This is a genomic window from Pseudomonas sp. LBUM1646, from assembly GCF_059716165.1.
In genome coordinates this window covers 1611209-1630365 of the sequence record NZ_CP166810.1, presented here as the reverse complement: position 1 = coordinate 1630365, position 19157 = coordinate 1611209, and the positions used below count along the sequence as shown (strand labels likewise).

Sequence of the window (19157 nt, the reverse complement as noted above, 5' to 3'; positions counted from 1 at the left end):
TACAGGAGTAGGTCGCCCAGGCACCATCAATCTACAAACTGACCACCCTGCGGCAATCCCCGTATAATCGCCCTCTTTTTCCCGAAGGCACCCCGCTCGTGGCAGACAAACGGTACAGCTGCATTGGTTTGTATAACCCCAAGTCACCGGAGAACGTCGGTTCGGTGATGCGCGCCGCTGGCTGTTATGGCGTGGCGTCGGTGTTCTACACCGGCAAGCGCTATGAGCGCGCCGCCGATTTCGTCACCGACACCAAGCGTGTGCACTACGACATCCCGCTGATCGGCATCGACGACCTGAAAAAGATTTTGCCGCTGGGTTGTGTGCCGGTCGCCGTGGAATTGGTGGAAGGCGCGCGTTCGCTGCCGGAATACACCCACCCGGACCGCGCGCTCTACATCTTCGGCCCGGAAGACGGCTCGCTGGATAAAGAGATTCGCGACTGGTGCGAAGACGTGGTCTACATCCCGACCACCGGTTGCATGAACCTGGCGGCCACCGTCAACGTCGTGCTGTACGACCGCATGGCCAAGGGACTGAATACTCGTTCAGGGTCGAAATTCCGCTGATTCACCGTACATCCGATGGAACAAGCGGCGCGCCTCGGCAGTCAGCTTAATTATCCTTCCCTGCCTGGAGACAGATCATGAGCGAACTCAAACGCGTAGAGCGCATCGAATCCACCCCGTTCCAGACTCATCACGAACAGAACGTCGAGGGCTGGGAGCGCATCGGTTCCCTGGCCGGTGGCGTGGTGATGGTCGGCAAGGGCCTGCGTCGCGGCGGTGTGTTTGGCTTGATTCAAGTAGCGATCGGCGGCGTGGCACTGGCCCGCGGCATCACCGGGCACAGCTCGGTGAAAAGCCTGCTGGAAAAAAGCCGGCAGGACATGAATAACGTGCGGGCGAAGATTCAACGGGCGGGGGAAGAGTTGAGTCAGTTGAAGGCCAACGCCGAGGCGGCGACCAATACCGCTACCGTGACCGGTAATGATTCGTTGAAATCGCCGAAAGCCGGGGTTTGATCCCGTTCCCCGATCGTTCCCACGCTCCGCGTGGGAATGCCTCAAGGGACGCTCCGCGTTCCAGCTCTCGAATGGGACGCAGAGCATCCCGGGCTGCATTCCCACGCAGAGCGTGGGAACGATCAGTTCAAGAGTTCGGTGTCGAGAACTTTGGACGACTCGCCAATCACGCTCTCAGCGAGCTGAACGAATTCCTTGGTATCAACACTCTCCAAATGCATCGCCCCCCGCTGCACATCATCCAGTGACCGCTTGTTGCGGGTCTTGATTCGAATCTCCCGATCCAGTTCCTGTAGCAGCAACACTGCCTTGGCAATCTGCGCGGGGCTGATCTGCGAACCACGCAACGTCGTTACTTTCTGGCTGTCCTTGGCCAATTTCTTCTGCAAACTTTCATAGCGCTCATCACTCATGCCACCGGCACGGCGCACCAGTTCGATGGCGTAGTACTCGGCCAGGCCTTCGCTGATCCAGTCACTGTGCTGGCTGTCATTGACTCTCCCGAACACTTGCGCCAATTCACGCACCAACGGGCTGGTGCCACTTTCGCTGACCAGCGGCAAACGGCTGTTGAGGTAGATCGACTCCCGCGCCGCCAGACTGCCACGCCACATCGGGTCGTTGGCGCCGACGATCAGCAGTTTGCTTGGGTGACGGGGGAACACGGCTTGGGCTTGCGGCCAGACAAAGGTCAGCAGCGTCAGCACGTCCATGCGGCGCATGCCCTGCCCCAGGGGCGAGGCGACGGTGACTTCAGTTTCGCCCAACCGCGTGCGGCGGCTGCCGAGGTGGCCGGCGAGCATCCAGCCGGTGGGCCGGTCGAACAGGCGGGAGACGTTGTTGATGCGGAATTTGTTCTTGCCGATGCGCGGCCAGGCGGTTTCGACGCTTTTCCAGCCGTTGGGCAATTCGAACTCGAGGCGTGACACCAACTCGATGCCGTCCTGCTGATCGAGTTTGGCTGCCGGCACCAGGTCGTCGCCGCGCATCAGCGCCCAATTCGGGGTCATGCGCGTGTCGAAGCTGCCGCTCTTGCGTCCATGGCTGATGCGCACGCGGTAGGTCAGGCTGGCTTTGTCGGCGGCCGGGCGCCAGACGCCACGAGCGGCTTTGCCCGGTGTGAGCTGCCATTGGCCGTCGGCCTTGAAATCGCTGTAGTGGCTGCCGTCGCCCAGATCAAAGTCCAGGCTGCGCACCGCCGAGCCTTGCGCCAGGGTCAGGCGCACTTCGGCCTGATCGCTTTGCGGCAACAGGCGCACGTGATAATCCAGATCGACCTTCTTCGCCGCCCACACCGACGAACTCAGGGCCAACACCCCAACGGCCAACGCCAGCCGCAATCCCACAGCCATACACACTCCTTCGTGACACGTTAGCCCGGTGGACCTTTAACCTGCCCGGAAAATCAGATGATCTTCCCAGTCGTCTTCCGGCACGCTGCCTTCGGCGAGCATGCGCCCGGACTGGGAAATACGTTCGTGGTGCACCGCATCGCGATCGCCGCACACCAGGTGATGCCACAGTGGCAGGTCCTTGCCCTCGCTGACCAGCCGATAGCCGCAGGTTGGTGGCAGCCATTGGAATTCTTCAGCCTTGCCCGGCGTGAGCTGGATGCAGTCCGGAACGAAGTCGCGACGGTTCGGGTAATCCGTGCACTGGCAGGTTTTCAGGTCCAGCAGTTTGCAGGCGATGCGCGTGTAGTAGACGCTGTTGTCTTCTTCATCTTCGAGCTTTTGCAGGCAGCACAGGCCACAGCCGTCGCACAGCGATTCCCATTCCTGCGGATCGAGTTGATCGAGGGTTTTGCGTATCCAGAACGGTTCGACTTTGGCGGCCATGGCTCAAGCATCAACATCAGGTGGTGAAAAGGCCGCCAGTCTAGTGCCCAAGGCCTTGCGGGCCAAGCGCTGGCGACTGTCGGTAGAACTTCACTTGTCAGTTTTGGCGCCACGAAGTAGCTTTGCCAGTCGCAACGAGCCAAACCCGAAGGCCATTAACGCGCAACCGCGTTGCATTCCGGTGAACTGCCACGGCTCACGAAAACCTCATCGCTCAGCTCAACTGTGGCCGCTGGTTTTTATTTCGACTCCCTGACCCAAACGTAGCAAGGAACCTCTAAATGAGTGCCAATCCACGCGTTGCCGATTATGCCATTCACCCACAGTTCACCGATCGCTGGTCGCCACGGGCCTTTACCGGCGAAGCCATCCCGGAAGAAACCCTGCTGAGCTTCTTCGAAGCCGCGCGCTGGGCACCGTCCGCCTACAACTCGCAGCCTTGGCGGTTTCTCTACGCACGTCGCGACACGCCGAACTGGGAGCGTTTCCTGGGTCTGCTGAATGAATTCAACCGCGGCTGGGCGCAACACGCCTCGGCGCTGGTGATCGTGATCTCGAAAACCACCTTCACCGCCCCGGGCGCCACCGAAGAAACTCCGGCGTTGTGGCACACCTTCGACACCGGCTCGGCCTGGGGCCACCTGGCGCTGCAAGCGAGCATCAGCGGCTGGCACACCCACGGCATGGCCGGTTTCGACCAGGAACTGACCCGCAAGGAGCTGAACATTCCCGAGGGTTATGCGCTGCACGCGGCGGTGGCCGTTGGCAAACTGGGGGATAAAGCGACGCTGGCGGATTACCTGCAAGCGCGGGAAGAACCGAGCCCGCGTCGGCCGTTGAGCGAACTCGCTGCCGAAGGCGACTTCACCCTCTAAGCGCCGAACCCGATCGTTCCCACGCTCTGCGTGGGAATGCCGCCAGGGACGCTCCGCGTTCCGCTTCCGGCAGTGACGCAGAGCGTCACGGGATGCATTCCCACGGGTCGCGTGGGAGCGATCATGGGGTTGGGTTTAATACCCGCGATTGAAATCCACTTCGCCGCGCAACGCTTCACCCGCCTCATACGCCCGCAAGTTCTCGACAAACAGGTTCACCATCATCGATGGCGAAGTCGGTGCCGAGCTGTGGCCGGTCAGCAACAAGCCCCAGGCGGTCCAGAACGGATGCCGTTGTGGCAAGGGCTCCTGACGGCAGACGTCAATCACCGCGCCCGCCAGATGCCCTTCTTTCAGGGCTTCTACCAGGTCGGCATCGACCACCGCCACACCGCGCCCGACGTTGATGAACACGCCAGTCGGCTTGAATTGCTTGAACAGCGCCGCGTCGTAGAGGTCGTGGGTATTGGGGGTGTTGGGCAGCAGATTGATCACGTAATCCACTTCACCGACCATACGCGGCAAGTCAGCCAGCGCGCCCACTTCAACAAACGGCGTCTGCTCGCGGGCTTCGCTGGCGATGCCATACAACTCCACGCCAAACGGCACGAGGAACTGCGCCACGGTCTGGCCGATATCGCCGGTGCCGACGATCAACACTTTGCGCCCCGCCAGGCTCTGGCCCTGACGACTGTCCCACTTGCGCTCGACCTGGCTGACCAACCGCGCCAGCACTTCGCGCTCGTGGCCGAGCATGTAAGTCAAAACGTATTCAGCCATGACCTGGCCGAAAATCCCCACCGCCCGGGTCAGGCGATAGTGGCGTGGCAAGCCGTCGGCCAGCAGCGGCGTGATGCCGGCCCAGGTCGATTGCAGCCATTGTGGCTGGTGGCCCTGACGCAGCAGGTTCGCCAGCAAGTCCGGCTGGCCCAGCCAGATCGGGCAATCCGCCGCCTGACGGGCCAGTTCGGCGGAGTCACCGCTGGTCAGCACTTCCAGCTCAGGCGCCGCCTGGCGCAACAGTTGGGCGTACACAGGGTGGTCGTGTTCAGCAATCAGAACGCGCATGGTTCAAACCTTTCAAAAACAGTGCAGACGGCCGCCACTCTGTCGCGGCGGCCATCGCCAAAATCATTCCAGTCTTTCATACAGGCTCTGAACAGAACCTGTCTGCCGATCACATCGGGTCGTTGCGGCGCAGCAACTCTTCGGGCAAGTGTTCGATGTACTCGTCCTCAGCCGGCGGCATTTGCAAGTGGTAACCCTGCTTTTCAAGGTTTTCCAGGACCACGGTGATGTCTTCGCGCGACAGTTTGCGCTCGGGGGTCAGCACCAGGTCGAAGGCGTGATGCGGCTTGCCGAACGCCGCCATCAGCGATTCCGGGACGCGCTCCAGTGCATCGCTTTTGAGCACATAAAGGTACATCTCGTTTTTCTTCAGGCTTCGATAGATGGAGCAAATACGTTTCAAGGCTGTTCTCCGGCGGTGGCCAGGCTGTCGAGCAGCGCCTGGCCCATCAATTCGCGGCGCCAGCCACGCAGCGAATCAGGCAATTGGTAAGGCCCATTGGGGTAGCCGCTCTTGAGCAGCGCTTCCAGGGTTTTCTTGCGCAGCATCAGTTCTGGCGCGATGTTCAGGCGTTCGGCTTCGGCCTGGCCAATGGCGCGCAACTGCTTGATCAGCGTGGCGGCGTCCACCGGCAATGGCTCCGGCACCGCCAGCGGCCATTGATCGGGCGACACACTGGCAGAACGCTTGATCAGATCAAGCAGGAATTCGCCGTCCTGACGCACGGTACGCGGGTGCATGTCTTCGATTTTCGCCAACGCGCCGAGGTTGTCCGGCTGAGTCCGTGCCAATGGCCACAGGGAATGCTCACGGACGATGCGGTTGCGCGGCAGATCACGGGCGCGGGCCTCGTGCTCACGCCAGGCGCAGAGTTCACGCAACACCGCGAGTTGCGCGCGGGACAGTTTCCAGGCGAGTTTGGCTTCGCGGTAGACCTCGTACGGATCGACCTCGCGGCGCAGGTTGGCCACCAGTTCGGCGCCATCCTCCAAAACCCAGCTGTATTTGTCTTCAGACAACTTCGGTTGCAGACGTACGAACACTTCCGCCAGGTGCAGGGCATCTTCGGCGGCGTAGCTGATCTGGGTGTCGGACAGCGGGCGTTGCAGCCAGTCGGAACGGGTCTCGCCCTTGGGCAGGTCGATGCCGAGCACTTCCTGTACCAGCCGCGAGTAGCCCATGGAGAAACCGAGGTTCAGGTAGGCAGCGGCCAGTTGGGTGTCAAACAGCGGCGCTGGCAGGCTGCCGGTCAGGCGCAACAGGACTTCGAGGTCTTCGCTGCACGCGTGAACAACTTTGACCACGGCCGGGTTTTCCAGCAGCGCGGCCAGGGGTTGCCAGTTGTCGATGGTCAGCGGATCAATCAGGTAAGCGCGTACGCCATCGCCGATCTGCAACAGGCCGGCAATCGGATAAAAGGTGTCGACCCGCATGAATTCGGTGTCGAGGGCAACGAATGGCAGGTGCTGCCACTCGGCGCAAAACTGACCGAGGCTATCGTTGTCGCGAATCCAGTGAATATCGATGGCCACACGGCTCTCCCTTGAAGAATGGCGCGCAGTATATATCGCCCCCGGCGATTTCCGCGCATCCACTGAACAAGAGCTTTAGCGAAAAGACCTGCTTAAAGGCAAGAAATGTCTGACGAAGGGAAGTTAACTGGCCTTACGCAGTACGTAGACCCGCATCCGCGCGCAACCGGGAAAGAAGTCCTGATGACTGAGCAGGCTGAAACCCGCTTGTCTGAACTCGGCTTCCAGCAACAGCTTGCCCGGCAGCGGCTGGGACGCGGAGCCCTCGCCAGCGGATGGCTTGCGCCTGAAGCGGCTTTGCAGGCGAACCGCGACAATCACCGTGTCCCGACTGACGCGGTGGAACTCCCCGAGCATGGCCAACCGGTGGTCGGGGCTGGCGATATGTTGAAACAGTTGCATGCAAATCATGCAGTCCACTGCGTTCGCCGACAAATCGAGCGTGAACGCCGAGCTCTGAAACGTCTTGATCCGCTTGAGCAACTGCTGCGGATGATGGGTGCGGGCGTGATCAAGCATGTCCTGGGATGGATCGGATGCCAGGATCACGCGGTTTCCGTGCTCGGCCAGCACCGGCCAGAAACGCCCGGCGCCACAGGCCACGTCCAGCAGCAATCCCGGCTCGCCGGCAACCTTGAGCGCATTGCGCACCAATTGCTCGGCGCGCCAGAACGCCAGGCGTCCGGCCAGGCCACGGGGTTGCGGCTGCAGGCAGACGCGGGCGTGTTCCTGATCGTAGCGCCGGGCGAACTCAAGCTCGATGGCGGATGGGGGCAGCGCGGACATATACAGGGGCTCTTGTTGGAAGATCTACCGGCCGCAGGTTAGCGACCAGCCTGTGAAAAATAAGTCGAAACACTCATTTCTTGGCCAGCACGCCATCGGTCACTGGCGCACGGCAGCCGGCGAACATATCCAGGTCCGGGTTGTAGACCTTGCTGTCGACCTCCAGCAGACCAATCATCGAATGGAACAGATTGTCCTGGCTCAACGGTTTTTCACGGCTCAGTTGCAGGCAATCGGTATCGACCGAAAACGACCGCTGATAGCTGTCGGAGAACCACGCCAGCATGGCCACATGTTTCTGTTGCTCCGGCGCCATCATGTAAGGCGTGCCGTGGAGGAACAGGTTGTACTCGCCCAGGGATTCGCCGTGATCGGACAGGTAGAGCATCGCGGTATCGACTTTGTCTTGGTTGCTGCGCAACAGATCGATCAGCGTCGAGAGCACGTGGTCGGTATACACCAGGGTGTTGTCGTAGCCGTTGACGATACTGTCGCGACTGCAATTGTTCAGTGCATTGCTCTCACACACCGGGGTGAAGTGTTCGTACTCTTTGGGGTAGCGCTTGAAGTATTCCGGGCCGTGGCTGCCCATCTGGTGCAAGACCAGCACGGTGTCTTTGTCCAGGGTGTCGATAAAGTGCTGCAAACCTTGCAGCAGAATTTCATCGCGACATTCGCTGCTGGAGCACAGCACCGGGTCCTTCAAGTTGCTCACGTCATCAATAGTGACCCGATCGCACGTGCCTTTGCAGCCCGACTGATTGTCGCGCCAGATCACGTCCAGGCCGGCATGCTTGAGCACATCCAGCAGGCCTTCTTCATTCTTCGCCTTGCTCGCGCTGTAATCCTTGCGGCCCATATTGGAGAACATGCACGGCACCGACACTGCGGTTTCCGTGCCGCAGGAATGCACGTCAGTAAAGGCGATCAGGCCAGCTTCTTTGCTCAGTTTCGGGGTGGTGTCGCGGTGATAACCAAGGATGCCGAAGTTCTCGGCCCGGGCACTTTCGCCGACCACCAGTACCGTCAGGGATTTGCGGCCATGGGTCTGCCAGGTCAGGTCTTTGCGGGCGTCTTCGCCGATCTTGACGAAGGGTTGTTGTGCGGACACCACTTGCTCACGCAGATAACCGACCGACGCACCGATGTAGTTGCTCGGCACCACCATCAGGTGCAACTCATGGTGATTGCGAAACAGCGACGACAGCCCCTGATAATTAATCAATGCCACGCCGCCGATAACCGCAATAGACGCGACACTTACCAGCACCTTACTTAATAGATCACGATGCCAGGCGCGATAACTGACTGGTGTTTTCCACAATAACCACGATGGCAAAACACCGAGTACGACAATATAAATGAACAACTTTAATGAGAGTAAGTCGCGCACTTCCGTGACATTGGTTTCGGCAAAGTTGCGAAACATGCCGGCATCGATCAACACGCCATATTGGCTCATGAAATACGCCACGCCGGCACTGACCATGAAGATCAATGTCAGCAGCGGCTTCAGCACAGGCCGGAACGCCAGCAAGGTCAGGACAATGTTGAAGGCGCCGAGCACCATGACGCCAAACGCCACGCGCATGACGATGCCCTGGGCGTTCGAGGCGGTGATGTCGAACAGGTGCTGCCAGAGAACCAGATTAAAGCCGAGCAATAAAAAGGCGCTGGCAATCAGTGTCACCCACTCGGGGCGCACGGCTTTGAATTTCAACATGCGGGTCGACTGTTCCTGAAAAGAAGTGCCGCCGGCAAATGTGAAAATTTCATTTTCCGCGACAGCACAAACTTTAAGCAGGCAACCATCAATTTTTTGTGAAAAAGAAGCCAACGATTAGTTGGCTCCCGATAGTAGCGTGAAACTTTTAATGTATTTGAGAAACTGTCAGGTCTGGTTCAGGTACCAGCGCCAGTCCTGCTCGCCGACTTCGCCCATGAACTGCCGATACTCGGCGCGCTTCACCGCCAGATACACCCCGAGGAACTCCCCGCCGAACGCTTCCCGCGCCCAGCTCGAACCTTCCAGTGCGCGCAAGGTGGTCAGCCAGTCGGTGGGCAGCAGTTCCGTGGCCTGGGCGTAACCGTTGCCTTCCACCGGAGCGCCAGGGTCGAGTTGTTCGCGTATGCCCCGGTGGATGCCGGCCAGGATCGCCGCCGCTGCCAGGTACGGGTTGGCGTCGGCTCCGCAGATGCGGTGTTCGATATGTCGGGAGAACGCCGGCCCGCCGGGGACTCGCAGGCTTACGGTGCGGTTATCCACGCCCCAGGTAGCCGCCAGTGGCGCGTAGCTGTTGGTTTGGAAGCGACGGTAGGAGTTGGCGTTCGGGCAGAACAACAGCAGCGAGTCGAGCAGGGTGCTAAGCATGCCACCCACCGCGTGCTTGAGCAGCGGCGTGCCGTCGGGCGCTTCGCTGGCGAACAGGTTGTTGCCGGCCTTGTCGGCCAGGCTGACGTGCATGTGCATGCCGGTGCCGGCCAGGTCATCGAAGGGTTTGGCCATAAAGCAGGCTGCCATCCCGTGCTTGTGGGCCACGCCTTTGACCAGCCGTTTGTAACGCACCGCTTCGTCCATCGCCTGCAAGGCGTCGGTGCGGTGTTCGAGGGTGATTTCCACTTGGCCCGGCGCGTATTCGGAAATCGCCGTGCGTGCCGGGATGCCCTGGAGTTTGCAGGCGCTGTAGAGGTCGGCGAGGAACGGTTCGATCTGCTCCAGTTCTCGCAAGCCGTAGACCTGGGTCGCCCGTGGCCGGCCGCCATCGACGTCCCGCGCCGGTTGTGGCCGACCGTTGCTGTCGCGCTTTTGATCCAGCAAGTAGAACTCCAACTCCGCCGCCATCACCGGGTAATAGCCGTCGGCCTGCAAGCCTTCGATGACCTTTGCCAGCAAGTGTCGCGGGTCGGCAATCGTCGCCGGCATGCCCTCCTTGGGGTGCATGCTGACCTGCACCGCCGCCGTCGGAATCAAGCGCCACGGCATACGTTGCAAACTGCCGCTGATCGGATAGGCGCGGCAATCGATATCGCCGACGTCCCACACCAGCCCGGAGTTTTCCACGTCGTCGCCATTGATCGTCAGGCCGAGAATGGTGCTCGGCAACGGCCGGCCGCTTTCGTACACCGCCAACAGTTCATCGCGGTGCAGCAGCTTGCCGCGCGGCACGCCGTTGTTGTCCAGGATGAACAACTCGAACATCTCGATATCCGGGTTTTGTTCCAGAAAGGTCAGGGCTTCTTGCTGCGTGGCGAAGGTGGTCGTGGCACAACTCATGGGAATTCTCGTTTTTGCGCGTCAGGCAAACGCACAGGCGCCGCCGTTTTAATCCCGACGCTTGGCGCGGGACCTGTAGGAACAATCAACGGGAAATATAGGAATCCGGTGGGCGCGCATGACGACAATGCCACAGCGCCCAGAAGGCCAGTTCGGAAGGGAGTGCTGAGAGGTTTGGCGCGGTGGCAGGCAGGAACCGACGACCGCGACTGGACGCACAAGCGCCGCTGGATGCCGGGTGGTGGAGTGCGACTGGCCAACCGTCCATAGAAAAAACCGCAGAAAACAGATGAGCAGCAGCGTCACACGGGTGAATGGTTGGTTAAATCGGGATTTGAAGAACTTTGGTTGTGGGTTGGCTAAACATTGTGGGAGCAAGGCTTGCCCACGATGCGTACTGTCAGTTAATACCATCGCCAAATGTGAAATCGCAATCGCGGGCAAGCCTTGTTCCTATAGGTGTGCGCCGCTGTATTTAATTATTAAATACCACTCCCGACTTTCTGATTTGCCGCTGCCTCGCCCCTCCCGCCTAATCGGGGCCTTGTTTTTTAAGGTCCGCTCATGGAAAACGTTCGCACAACAGCCCGCCCTGCCCTCTGGTTAATGGTCAGCATTATTCTGGTCGCCTTGAACCTGCGTCCATCCATGGCGGCTGTCGGCCCCTTGTTGTCGGCGATACGTGGGGACATCCCGTTGAGTTTCAGCCTCGCGTCGCTGCTAACCATGCTGCCGGTGATGGCCATGGGGCTCGCGATGTTTTTCGGGATCGGCGTCAGCCAGCGCCTGGGCGAGCAGCGCACCGTGGTGCTGTCGCTGCTGATTATCGGCCTGGCCACGGCATCGCGGCTGTTCCTCGATTCGGCGGCCGAACTGATCGTCAGCGCCATTGCGGCGGGCGTCGGCATTGCGCTGATCCAGGCGTTGATGCCGGCGCTGATCAAATCCCGTTTCAGCGACAATGTCGCCGTGTGCATGGGGCTTTATGTCACCTCGATCATGGGCGGCGCGGCGATTGCGGCGTCGTTTGCGCCGCTGGTGATGACCCGTACCGGCAGTTGGCGCACAGGCCTGGCGATCTGGGCGGCACTGGCCTTGCTGGCGTTGCTGTTCTGGACCGCCCAGCGCAAAACGATCCCGACGCTACCGGCGCAGGCACCGCGCGGCGAATCGTTCTTCGCCAATTCCCGCGCCTGGTTACTCGCCCTCTTCTTCGGCCTCGGCACGGCGTCCTACACCTGCGTGCTCGCCTGGCTGGCGCCGTACTACGTGGAAAAGGGCTGGAGCGAACAGAACGCCGGATTGCTGCTGGGTTTTCTGACGGCCATGGAAGTGTTGTCCGGCCTACTGACACCGGCGATCGCCAACCGCAGCCGCGACCGGCGCCTGGTGCTGGTGGTGTTGCTGGGGCTGATCATGGCCGGTTTCTGCGGCCTGATTCTCAGCCCGCAACACCTGAGCCTGCTGTGGCCGTGCCTGCTGGGCCTGGGGATCGGCGGGCTGTTTCCGATGAGCCTGATCGTGTCGCTTGATCATCTGGACAACCCTCAGCGCGCCGGCGGCCTGACCGCTTTCGTCCAAGGCATCGGCTATCTGATCGCCGGCCTCTCGCCGCTGATCGCCGGGATGATTCGCGATCAGTTGGGCAGTTTCGAATGGGCCTGGTGGTCACTGACCGGGGTCGTGGCGCTGATGATAGTGATGGTCCTGCGCTTTGATCCACGGCACTATGCCAAACATATTCACTGACCCGCCAACGCGGGGGCCCGGCCATGGCGCAAAGGCTAGAGGCCTCTGGCCATGTTTGCCGAGATTAAAATCATAGGTCGTGTTCACAACATTTTCTGTCCCACAGCTGACCGTGAAACTTCCTACGAGGCATTCTCCTGGCACCATCGTTCCGTTAGGATCATTCGCACACGTTTGCGCACCGTCAGCGCAAGGAGCACAGCGAGACAGAACGGATGCTGAACAGTAACTTGCTTAGAAAGCTCGACATGCAGGACCTCATGGTGTTTGTCGCCGTGTATGAGCAAAGCAGCGTCACCGGTGTGTCGGAGGCCCTCTTCGTCAGTCAGTCCACCGTGAGTTACTGCCTGAAAAAACTGCGCACCAGTTTCGAAGACGAGTTGTTCATCAACACCCGCACCGGAATGCGCCCCACCTACAAAGCCAGCACCATGTATACCCACGTGCTGAAGATTCTTGAAAGCATCAACTTGTGTCACGCCGGCGCCCAGGTGTTCGACCCGACCGCCCAGCCGGTCACCTTCAACATCTGCGCACCGGAATACTTCGAGCAATTGATCCTGCCGCGCCTGTTGAAGCGTTTCGATTTCGCGGACCTGCCGGTGCTGGTCAACATGCACAAGTTTGAAACCGATATCCCGGCCGACGAACTGCGCGATGGCAGCCTCGACCTGGTGATCTGTTTCGGGCCGAATTTTCATTGCAGCCACACTGACCTTAAATCCCGGATGCTGCTCGAAGACGATCTGGTCTGTGTCTTCGACAAACGCGCCACGCCGCTGGAGCCGCGTTTAAGCCTGCAAGCCTTCACTGAGCGCCGTCACGTGTTCCCGACACCCTGGACCTCCACCACCAACATGGTCGACGGCTGGTTGGCGCGGCAGGCGCAAAAGCGCCAGATTGTGGCGCGGTCCAACAGCTACAGCGCGGCACTGAAGATGATTACCGGCACCGATTTCATCCTGACCCTGCCCCGGCGCATCCAGCGCTTGCTGGCCAATGAGGCGGTGTTCAAACATCGCGAGGCGCCTAACGGCTTGCCGGGTTTTACCCTCGACATGCAGTGGAGCCAAAGCGTCGATCAGGACAGCGCCAACGCCTGGCTACGCGAGCAAGTGGCCCAGGCCTGCGCGGAGCAGCAAGCCGCCTGAACACTCAGAGGCCGATGGCCGTCTTGGTGTAGGACTCGCGGTCGATGTCGAGGATTTCCACACACAACTGGACTTCTACACCCGTCGGCCAGACACACAAATCCTGGACCACGGCCAACAGGCTTTCGGACAGCTGCTTCTTGACCTGCGGCGGGCGACCACTGAGCAACGCCAGCTTCACATGCACGAACGCCCGCTCGCCCAACCCGGTGCCGACCTTGAAGGTCTCGACCTTCACGGCACGGCTCTTGATATCGAACTCCGCCGCAAACTGACCGGAACCCACCAACGTATTGTTGAGCCGGATCAACGCGACATCGGCGTTCAGTCCGGGCAGGTTGGCGGTGTATTCCATGTGCAGGTGAGGCATGACGGTGCTCCTGAGGGTTGGCAGAAAGGCCCTACATATATCACAGAGCCGCCCTACTTCCGGCGGACTTTTAGTGTTCCGTTGAGGCGAGAGATTCGCGCAACGCCACCGTCTCCCAAGCCGCCACCAGGATCACCACTAACGTGGTCAACGCTCCCAGCATCAACGCCGAAAACCAATGATTCAACGCCAATGGCAGCAGCACGAGCAACAGCCCCAGACCGACCAAATGGGACAACGGCGGCAATAGCCGATCCGCCATGACCCACTTGAACAGGGCATTGCCGAGCAGAAACAACCACGGCCCGGCAATGATCGCGAGGATGCCCGCGTCGCTGGCGTGATCGGGGTGCATCAAGACCAATTCATCAGCCACCGCGCTGACGATGACCCCGGCGACGATCAGGACATGCAGGTAGGTGTAGGCAATCCGCGCTTGCCGGCCGGGGTCGACAGAATGGGCAATGCGATGGTGCGCACGCTCGGCGCCGCTGTCGAAATACACCCACCACATGGCGATGCTGCCCAGCACCGCCACCACAAACGCCGTCACGCCTGGCAGGCTCAACTCGAGTTCGGCAAAAGTCGCGCCCGTCACCAGCAGCGACTCGCCCAAAGCAATGATCACGAACAGCCCGCAGCGCTCGGCCATGTGGTTGCCCTCGACGTTCCAGTCCTCCAGCGTCGAACGCCCGAGGCCCGGCACCCAGAAATACAAGGACGGCGAGACCAGTTCAATCAGCAGCGCCAGCGCCCAGCAGACCAGGCGCTGATCGCCGTCCAGAAACGCGCCAGCGATCCAGAACACCCCGGACAGCACCAGCCACGCGAGGATGCGCTGGAAGTTGCGGGTCATGTTCAGCGCTTCGCCGCGCACCGCCCAGATCGCAAACAGCGTGCGCCCGACCTGCATGAACACGAACGCCCCGGCAAACATCAGCCCGTGATCGGTGAAAGCCTTGGGAATCGATGACGAGAGCAGCAGACCGGCGATCATCAGGCCGAACAGCCCGAGGCGGATCGGCAGTTTTTCCGGGTCAAGCCAATTGGTGATCCATGATGTGAAAATCCATACCCACCACACCGCAACCATCATCAGCGCGACCTGCACCGCGCCGCCGATCGACAAGTGCGCCAGCAGGGAATGGGAGAGTTGGGTCACCGCGAACACGAACACCAGATCGAAAAACAACTCGACCATGCCAACCTTGCCACTGTCGTGGCTACCGCGACCACGCAACAACGAACGGGATTGGCTCATGGATTGGGCTCCGTTATCAGAGTGAACCTGTGCTGTGTATTCCAGCGAGGCCGCGCTCACTCATGAACGCTTCCAGGCGCGAACGCAACCAGCGTTCGGCCGGGTCGGTGTCGACATGACTGAGCCAGACCATGGACAGGTCCAGGGTCGGTGTCTTGAACGGAAACGGTTCCTGGAACAATTGACCGGACGCCGCCATGGCCGTGGCGGTGTAGTCCGGCAAGCTGGCAATCAGGTCCGTCCCCGCCAGCAGGGCCGGCAACGAGCTGTATTGCGGCACGGACAGGACGACGTGGCGCTTACGCCCGATCTCCGCCAGCCACTCATCAGCGTAGCCACTGACGTTGGCAGTGTGGGAAACCAGTACGTGCGGGCGTGAGCAATATTCATCCAGGGTCAGCGGCGTGTCGGACGCATCGGCGCGCAAAATACTGGGAAGGATATGTCGCAGCAATTTGCGCTTGGCGTTGGCCGGCAAGCCGCGGGTCTGGCTGATACCGACGGTGATATCGCCGGACGCCAGCAGATCGGGAATGCGCCAGTAATCGACATGTTGAACCACGAACACCACCTTCGGTGCTTCCTGGCGCAAGGCCCGCAGCAGCGGCGGCAACAGGCCGAACTCGACATCGTCCGACAGGCCGATACGAAAGGTCATGGTGCTGCTGGCCGGGTCGAAATCATGGGTCAGGCTCAGGGCTACCGACAATGAATCCAGTGCCGGCGACAGGTGCTGAATGATTTCTTCGGCCCGGGCCGTCGGCTCCATGCGATGGCCGACGCGAATGAACAGTGGATCGTTGAACATCGTGCGCAAGCGGTTGAGCGCGGCGCTGATGGTCGGCTGGCCAAGAAATAGCTTTTCCGCCACCCGCGTGACGTTGCGTTCCAGCATCAACGTCTCGAACACCACCATCAGGTTGATGTCGGCCTTGCGTAGTTCATTGCGATTCATCTACTGCACCCCGGTCCCCAAGACTCTGGGCAGTGTAGAAAGGCGCAGCAGGTGCGTCTACGTGCACAAGCGATCAATTGACCGTCAAGGCTTTCAAGCCCAACGCCAGTTTACGCGCGTCTCGACCGACACCGGACTCTGATGGGCTGACCGCATCAGCAAACCGGAACTGCAAACGCAGCATCCCCTGGCTCGATACGCGTTGTTGCATTGCCTCGGTGAGGTTCACGTCGATCACATTGCCATCGCTCTTATCCAGTACGGTGGTCATTGCTGACAGGCCGTTAATGCTGATGACGGCACTCTGCCCAGCATGGCCCGGAGGCAGAAACGCCATGGCTTCTACTCGCAGCGTATGCGCGGGTGTAGGGACTCGAAACATTATTTCGGCACTCCCTCCTTCAGACCAGGTCCCCCAGAGTTCAGACTCGGACCAGCCATTGGCGAGCAACACCTTGCCTTTGCTACCCACATTGAACAAATTTTTATGTCCAGGCTCGATGGTAGGCAGTAAATCTGCCGGCGGAACCTGCGCGATCGTTTGCGGACAATCCGTACACTGCTTCCAGCCAGGTGCCAATACCGTAAAGCCATCGATTCTGGCGAAAAGATCGGTCTGGGTGTTGACGGTCGCGACAGCCTGAAGCAACGCTCGATCATCGAGCAAGTACAACGAGTCAGCGTCATATTGACCCGTAGCGAACGCCTTGCTCGCCTTCTGGTCAGCCTGCCGCCACTGGTTGAGATCCATGCGTCCCAAGTAGACAGCATCGGTAGGCAAGCCATATTTGCCCGCAAAAGCAGCGACGTTGAGCCACTGTGGAGACAGGTTTTGCGGCACGATCCAGCGCACTTTCCGGTAATGGGAGGCCGCGTTTTTCCAGAACGGATCGACAAAGGGAGTTGCCCACTCAGAGGCCGGTTCCGCCATCAGCCTTTTGCGAATAACCGACCAGCCGCTATGGGTGTCCGCCACCTGCAGCAATAGCGCCAGTGTTAACAGGCACGTCGCAGTTCGTGGCCGATTGGCACGGATCACCAGGAAAATGATCGCCAGGATAACGGCGTAGTACACCGGCCAGAACATCCGCCCTGAAGCACGAAAAATGTTCGCAATGGAAACGACCGCCGAAGGCAGTGGATAGGCAAATTCCAGCGATCCGACAGCGATGTGGTGTGAAAGCGAAAAAATCCCCAGGCCTGTCAGCGCGAGTAGCAGAAATGGCCGTTTGCGCAAGGCAGCGCCAAACCCGGCCTGCCCTTGCAGCCAGCCGACCAGAGCACAGATGGCCAGAAACAGCAGGCCCAGCCCTAGGAAACCGTACCCTTCGCCATCACCTGGAGCTCCCGGAAGATCCTTCAATAGATAGGACCAGGTGACGGGGGTGATCAACGACAACAGGTTGGCGCGATACAAACCAAAGCCATCGGAAATCGCCCCGTCACCGCCGACGGTGAAATAGGCCGCTTGCCAGCAACAGAAACTGACCAGCGAAAACAGCAGCGCAAACTCGATGAGCACCGCACGCAGGGTCAGCTTTTGCTTGAAGTACTTGGCGACGAGATCGGCGATCCAGATCAGCGCGACCATCGCCAGAAAATACGCATGGATCAACGCCGCCGCGGCGAGCAAGGAGCCCCAGGCCAAACATCGCCTGTTCAGCTGCGGATGCAGGCTCAGGTACAACGAGGCAAGAATCAGAAAGTGCCCGCCCAGCGACAAATGCACCGGCATGCGCATGATCATCGGCGGCACAAACACAAACAACACAGTACTGGCGGCACGCATGGCGACACTGGGTGTAATCAGCCCTACCAGTTTCCAGGCGAACCACGCCTGCAAGACAAAACAGGTCAGGAACCAGATCCCGAAATACTGGAAAGGCTCGGGTAATAGCGAAGCAAACGGCTTGAACAGAAAAGCGAACAACGGATTGGAGTCAGAGAAAATGATGCCATTGCCCAATTCCAATCCATAGGCAGGGTTCAGCCCTATCGGAAAGCTCCACGGCGACTGTTTGAAGAACAACCATCCCAGATAATGAGTCGCCGGGTCGCCTACTCCCAACCAGGCAATATTCTGTGGATTGAGTGCACGCGGCCCAATGACGATGAAAAAAGCCAGAACCCCAATCAAGAGTGGCAACAGCGTGACAGCCAGGCGCTTACCTGAATCCTTCATCGATACGTCCAGAAGTTATGCAATACAAAGGTGAAGGCCGGAAGGGTCAACGCCACCGCGCCAATCCCCAGCAAATAATTGAGCCCGGCGAATTGCGCCACCCAGGCCACGAACATCGCCAGCAAGAAACCCGCCGCCGAGACCATCATGAAACGCAGCAGCGTGCGTCCATGCAGTCGGGCGGAGAAGCTCCAGGTCGTGTTGATCAAGTAAGACGCTACCGTCGCCACGGCAAATGCCACGCCATTGGCCAGGGGCGGCATCGGCATCACGAAATTGATGAACAGCACAGCAACGACCGCGTGAAGTGCCGTGACAAACAACCCGGTCACGGCAAACCTCAACGCTCTTTTGATCAACACAGATTTTTCGGCTGAGGTCACGGCTTCTGCGCCAGAACAAACACCGTCAGACCCGCCAGGCGATTCGCCCCCATGAACGGTAACTCGATGCTGCACAACGTCTTCAGAATCGAATTCACCACGGGGTGATGCTGCTTGAGCTGCGAACGCGGCGGCGACGGTTGTGTGCCTTTGGGCAACAGCCGCAGGGTCGCCGCAATCGGGAACACCGCACCGAAATAATAAGCCCCCTGCTTCACCGTCAAACCCGCATCCCTGGCAACTGTTTCAAATTGATCCAAGGTGTAGCGACGCTTGTGTTCCAGAAAGTCATCGTGCCCGCTCCAGAGAAACTGGAACGCCGGCACCGTCATCAAAAAACGGCTGCCGGACGGGACTTTATCGACGTAAGCCTTGAGCAACCCGACGTCGTCATCGACATGCTCCAGCACGTCCATCAGCAGCACCAGATCGGCGTCCACCGAATCGATGCCGCGACGGTAATGCACCGGTTTTCCAGCGGTGTTGGCGTCGGAGTCGGCGTCGTAGCTGATGTCGACGCACCAGGCTTCGTTCGCGGCAGTGTGGGTCAGCAGGTGGTGGGTAAAAAAACCGGAACCAGCGCCGACATCGAGAATCTTTCTGATCGGAGTGTCGCCCAGCAGCCGCTTGGTGGCCGCCGCTTTGGACGCGTAATACCAGTGCTGGTCAATGCTTGAACCGAGGATGTCGGTTTCCTTGAGATCCATG

General features: G+C 59.9%; 19 protein-coding genes. 5 read left to right on the top strand and 14 right to left on the bottom strand.

The window, feature by feature from the left end:
* Positions 1-98 precede the first annotated feature (98 nt).
* Both ACA071_RS07255 and ACA071_RS07250 read left to right on the top strand, forming a co-directional pair.
* Positions 99-569: an RNA methyltransferase gene (locus ACA071_RS07255; RefSeq protein WP_169371158.1), complete on the top strand. Its 471-nt coding sequence runs from the start codon at positions 99-101 to the stop codon at positions 567-569.
* A gap of 77 nt (positions 570-646) precedes the next feature.
* Complete coding sequence (locus ACA071_RS07250) at positions 647-1024, top strand: YgaP family membrane protein (RefSeq protein WP_497643743.1); 378 nt, start codon at positions 647-649, stop codon at positions 1022-1024.
* Positions 1025-1146: 122 nt separating this feature from the next.
* Here ACA071_RS07250 and ACA071_RS07245 read toward each other — a convergent pair whose 3' ends face one another.
* Positions 1147-2376: a hypothetical protein gene (locus ACA071_RS07245; protein WP_497643742.1), complete on the bottom strand. Its 1230-nt coding sequence runs from the start codon at positions 2374-2376 to the stop codon at positions 1147-1149.
* Positions 2377-2412: 36 nt separating this feature from the next.
* Positions 2413-2862, bottom strand: a complete 450-nt coding sequence (locus ACA071_RS07240; protein WP_475271639.1) for a YcgN family cysteine cluster protein — start codon at positions 2860-2862, stop codon at positions 2413-2415.
* Between the two features lie 281 nt (positions 2863-3143).
* Here ACA071_RS07240 and ACA071_RS07235 point away from each other — a divergent pair, with 281 nt between their 5' ends.
* Positions 3144-3737: a nitroreductase family protein gene (locus ACA071_RS07235; protein WP_497643741.1), complete on the top strand. Its 594-nt coding sequence runs from the start codon at positions 3144-3146 to the stop codon at positions 3735-3737.
* 135 nt (positions 3738-3872) lie between these two features.
* Here ACA071_RS07235 and ACA071_RS07230 read toward each other — a convergent pair whose 3' ends face one another.
* The 6 genes from ACA071_RS07230 to ACA071_RS07205 form a co-directional block, all read right to left on the bottom strand.
* Complete coding sequence (locus tag ACA071_RS07230; protein ID WP_497643740.1) at positions 3873-4805, bottom strand: D-2-hydroxyacid dehydrogenase; 933 nt, start codon at positions 4803-4805, stop codon at positions 3873-3875.
* 109 nt (positions 4806-4914) lie between these two features.
* The gene (locus ACA071_RS07225) at positions 4915-5208 is read right to left on the bottom strand and encodes a YcgL domain-containing protein (protein WP_007898694.1); all 294 of its coding nucleotides are present in this window, start codon (positions 5206-5208) and stop codon (positions 4915-4917) included.
* Positions 5205-6338, bottom strand: a complete 1134-nt coding sequence (gene rnd, locus ACA071_RS07220; protein ID WP_497643739.1) for a ribonuclease D — start codon at positions 6336-6338, stop codon at positions 5205-5207. Before rnd ends, ACA071_RS07225 begins: the two co-directional genes overlap by 4 nt.
* A gap of 123 nt (positions 6339-6461) precedes the next feature.
* The gene (locus ACA071_RS07215) at positions 6462-7124 is read right to left on the bottom strand and encodes a class I SAM-dependent methyltransferase (protein ID WP_497643738.1); all 663 of its coding nucleotides are present in this window, start codon (positions 7122-7124) and stop codon (positions 6462-6464) included.
* A gap of 73 nt (positions 7125-7197) precedes the next feature.
* Positions 7198-8847: a phosphoethanolamine transferase gene (locus ACA071_RS07210; RefSeq protein ID WP_497643737.1), complete on the bottom strand. Its 1650-nt coding sequence runs from the start codon at positions 8845-8847 to the stop codon at positions 7198-7200.
* A 168-nt stretch (positions 8848-9015) separates the two neighbouring features.
* Positions 9016-10398, bottom strand: a complete 1383-nt coding sequence (locus tag ACA071_RS07205) for a glutamine synthetase family protein (protein WP_497643736.1) — start codon at positions 10396-10398, stop codon at positions 9016-9018.
* Between the two features lie 564 nt (positions 10399-10962).
* On the opposite strand from ACA071_RS07205, the gene ACA071_RS07200 reads away from it, so the two are divergent.
* Both ACA071_RS07200 and ACA071_RS07195 read left to right on the top strand, forming a co-directional pair.
* Entirely contained in the window at positions 10963-12147 is a 1185-nt protein-coding gene (locus tag ACA071_RS07200) for a cyanate transporter (RefSeq protein WP_497643735.1), read from the top strand.
* Between the two features lie 215 nt (positions 12148-12362).
* On the top strand, positions 12363-13298 hold the full coding sequence (locus ACA071_RS07195; RefSeq protein ID WP_497643734.1) for a LysR family transcriptional regulator: 936 nt from the start codon (positions 12363-12365) through the stop codon (positions 13296-13298).
* Positions 13299-13302: 4 nt separating this feature from the next.
* Here the strand turns inward: ACA071_RS07195 and ACA071_RS07190 are convergent, their stop codons facing one another.
* From ACA071_RS07190 to ACA071_RS07165, 6 genes are all read right to left on the bottom strand, one after another.
* The gene (locus ACA071_RS07190; RefSeq protein ID WP_497643733.1) at positions 13303-13668 is read right to left on the bottom strand and encodes a 5-carboxymethyl-2-hydroxymuconate Delta-isomerase; all 366 of its coding nucleotides are present in this window, start codon (positions 13666-13668) and stop codon (positions 13303-13305) included.
* Positions 13669-13738: 70 nt separating this feature from the next.
* Positions 13739-14929 (bottom strand): low temperature requirement protein A, encoded by a 1191-nt coding sequence (locus tag ACA071_RS07185; protein ID WP_497643732.1) that lies wholly within the window; start codon positions 14927-14929, stop codon positions 13739-13741.
* Between the two features lie 16 nt (positions 14930-14945).
* Positions 14946-15884, bottom strand: a complete 939-nt coding sequence (locus tag ACA071_RS07180; RefSeq protein WP_497643731.1) for a LysR substrate-binding domain-containing protein — start codon at positions 15882-15884, stop codon at positions 14946-14948.
* Positions 15885-15957: 73 nt separating this feature from the next.
* The gene (locus ACA071_RS07175) at positions 15958-18066 is read right to left on the bottom strand and encodes a DUF6311 domain-containing protein (protein WP_497643730.1); all 2109 of its coding nucleotides are present in this window, start codon (positions 18064-18066) and stop codon (positions 15958-15960) included.
* The gene (locus tag ACA071_RS07170) at positions 18063-18449 is read right to left on the bottom strand and encodes a GtrA family protein (protein WP_497643729.1); all 387 of its coding nucleotides are present in this window, start codon (positions 18447-18449) and stop codon (positions 18063-18065) included. The genes ACA071_RS07175 and ACA071_RS07170 overlap by 4 nt, the downstream gene beginning before the upstream one ends.
* Entirely contained in the window at positions 18446-19156 is a 711-nt protein-coding gene (locus tag ACA071_RS07165; RefSeq protein ID WP_497643728.1) for a class I SAM-dependent methyltransferase, read from the bottom strand. The genes ACA071_RS07170 and ACA071_RS07165 overlap by 4 nt, the downstream gene beginning before the upstream one ends.
* Position 19157 lies beyond the last annotated feature (1 nt).

Bases quoted from the DNA above. Each gene is read 5' to 3' on its own strand.
- ACA071_RS07250 (WP_497643743.1), top strand. From the start codon at position 647: ATGAGCGAACTCAAACGCGTAGAGCGCATCGAATCCACCCCGTTCCAG.
- ACA071_RS07245 (WP_497643742.1), bottom strand. From the start codon at position 2,376: ATGGCTGTGGGATTGCGGCTGGCGTTGGCCGTTGGGGTGTTGGCCCTG.
- ACA071_RS07240 (WP_475271639.1), bottom strand. From the start codon at position 2,862: ATGGCCGCCAAAGTCGAACCGTTCTGGATACGCAAAACCCTCGATCAA.
- ACA071_RS07235 (WP_497643741.1), top strand. From the start codon at position 3,144: ATGAGTGCCAATCCACGCGTTGCCGATTATGCCATTCACCCACAGTTC.
- ACA071_RS07230 (WP_497643740.1), bottom strand. From the start codon at position 4,805: ATGCGCGTTCTGATTGCTGAACACGACCACCCTGTGTACGCCCAACTG.
- ACA071_RS07215 (WP_497643738.1), bottom strand. From the start codon at position 7,124: ATGTCCGCGCTGCCCCCATCCGCCATCGAGCTTGAGTTCGCCCGGCGC.
- ACA071_RS07210 (WP_497643737.1), bottom strand. From the start codon at position 8,847: ATGTTGAAATTCAAAGCCGTGCGCCCCGAGTGGGTGACACTGATTGCC.
- ACA071_RS07205 (WP_497643736.1), bottom strand. From the start codon at position 10,398: ATGAGTTGTGCCACGACCACCTTCGCCACGCAGCAAGAAGCCCTGACC.
- ACA071_RS07200 (WP_497643735.1), top strand. From the start codon at position 10,963: ATGGAAAACGTTCGCACAACAGCCCGCCCTGCCCTCTGGTTAATGGTC.
- ACA071_RS07195 (WP_497643734.1), top strand. From the start codon at position 12,363: ATGCTGAACAGTAACTTGCTTAGAAAGCTCGACATGCAGGACCTCATG.
- ACA071_RS07190 (WP_497643733.1), bottom strand. From the start codon at position 13,668: ATGCCTCACCTGCACATGGAATACACCGCCAACCTGCCCGGACTGAAC.
- ACA071_RS07185 (WP_497643732.1), bottom strand. From the start codon at position 14,929: ATGAGCCAATCCCGTTCGTTGTTGCGTGGTCGCGGTAGCCACGACAGT.
- ACA071_RS07180 (WP_497643731.1), bottom strand. From the start codon at position 15,884: ATGAATCGCAATGAACTACGCAAGGCCGACATCAACCTGATGGTGGTG.
- ACA071_RS07175 (WP_497643730.1), bottom strand. From the start codon at position 18,066: ATGAAGGATTCAGGTAAGCGCCTGGCTGTCACGCTGTTGCCACTCTTG.
- ACA071_RS07165 (WP_497643728.1), bottom strand. From the start codon at position 19,156: ATGGATCTCAAGGAAACCGACATCCTCGGTTCAAGCATTGACCAGCAC.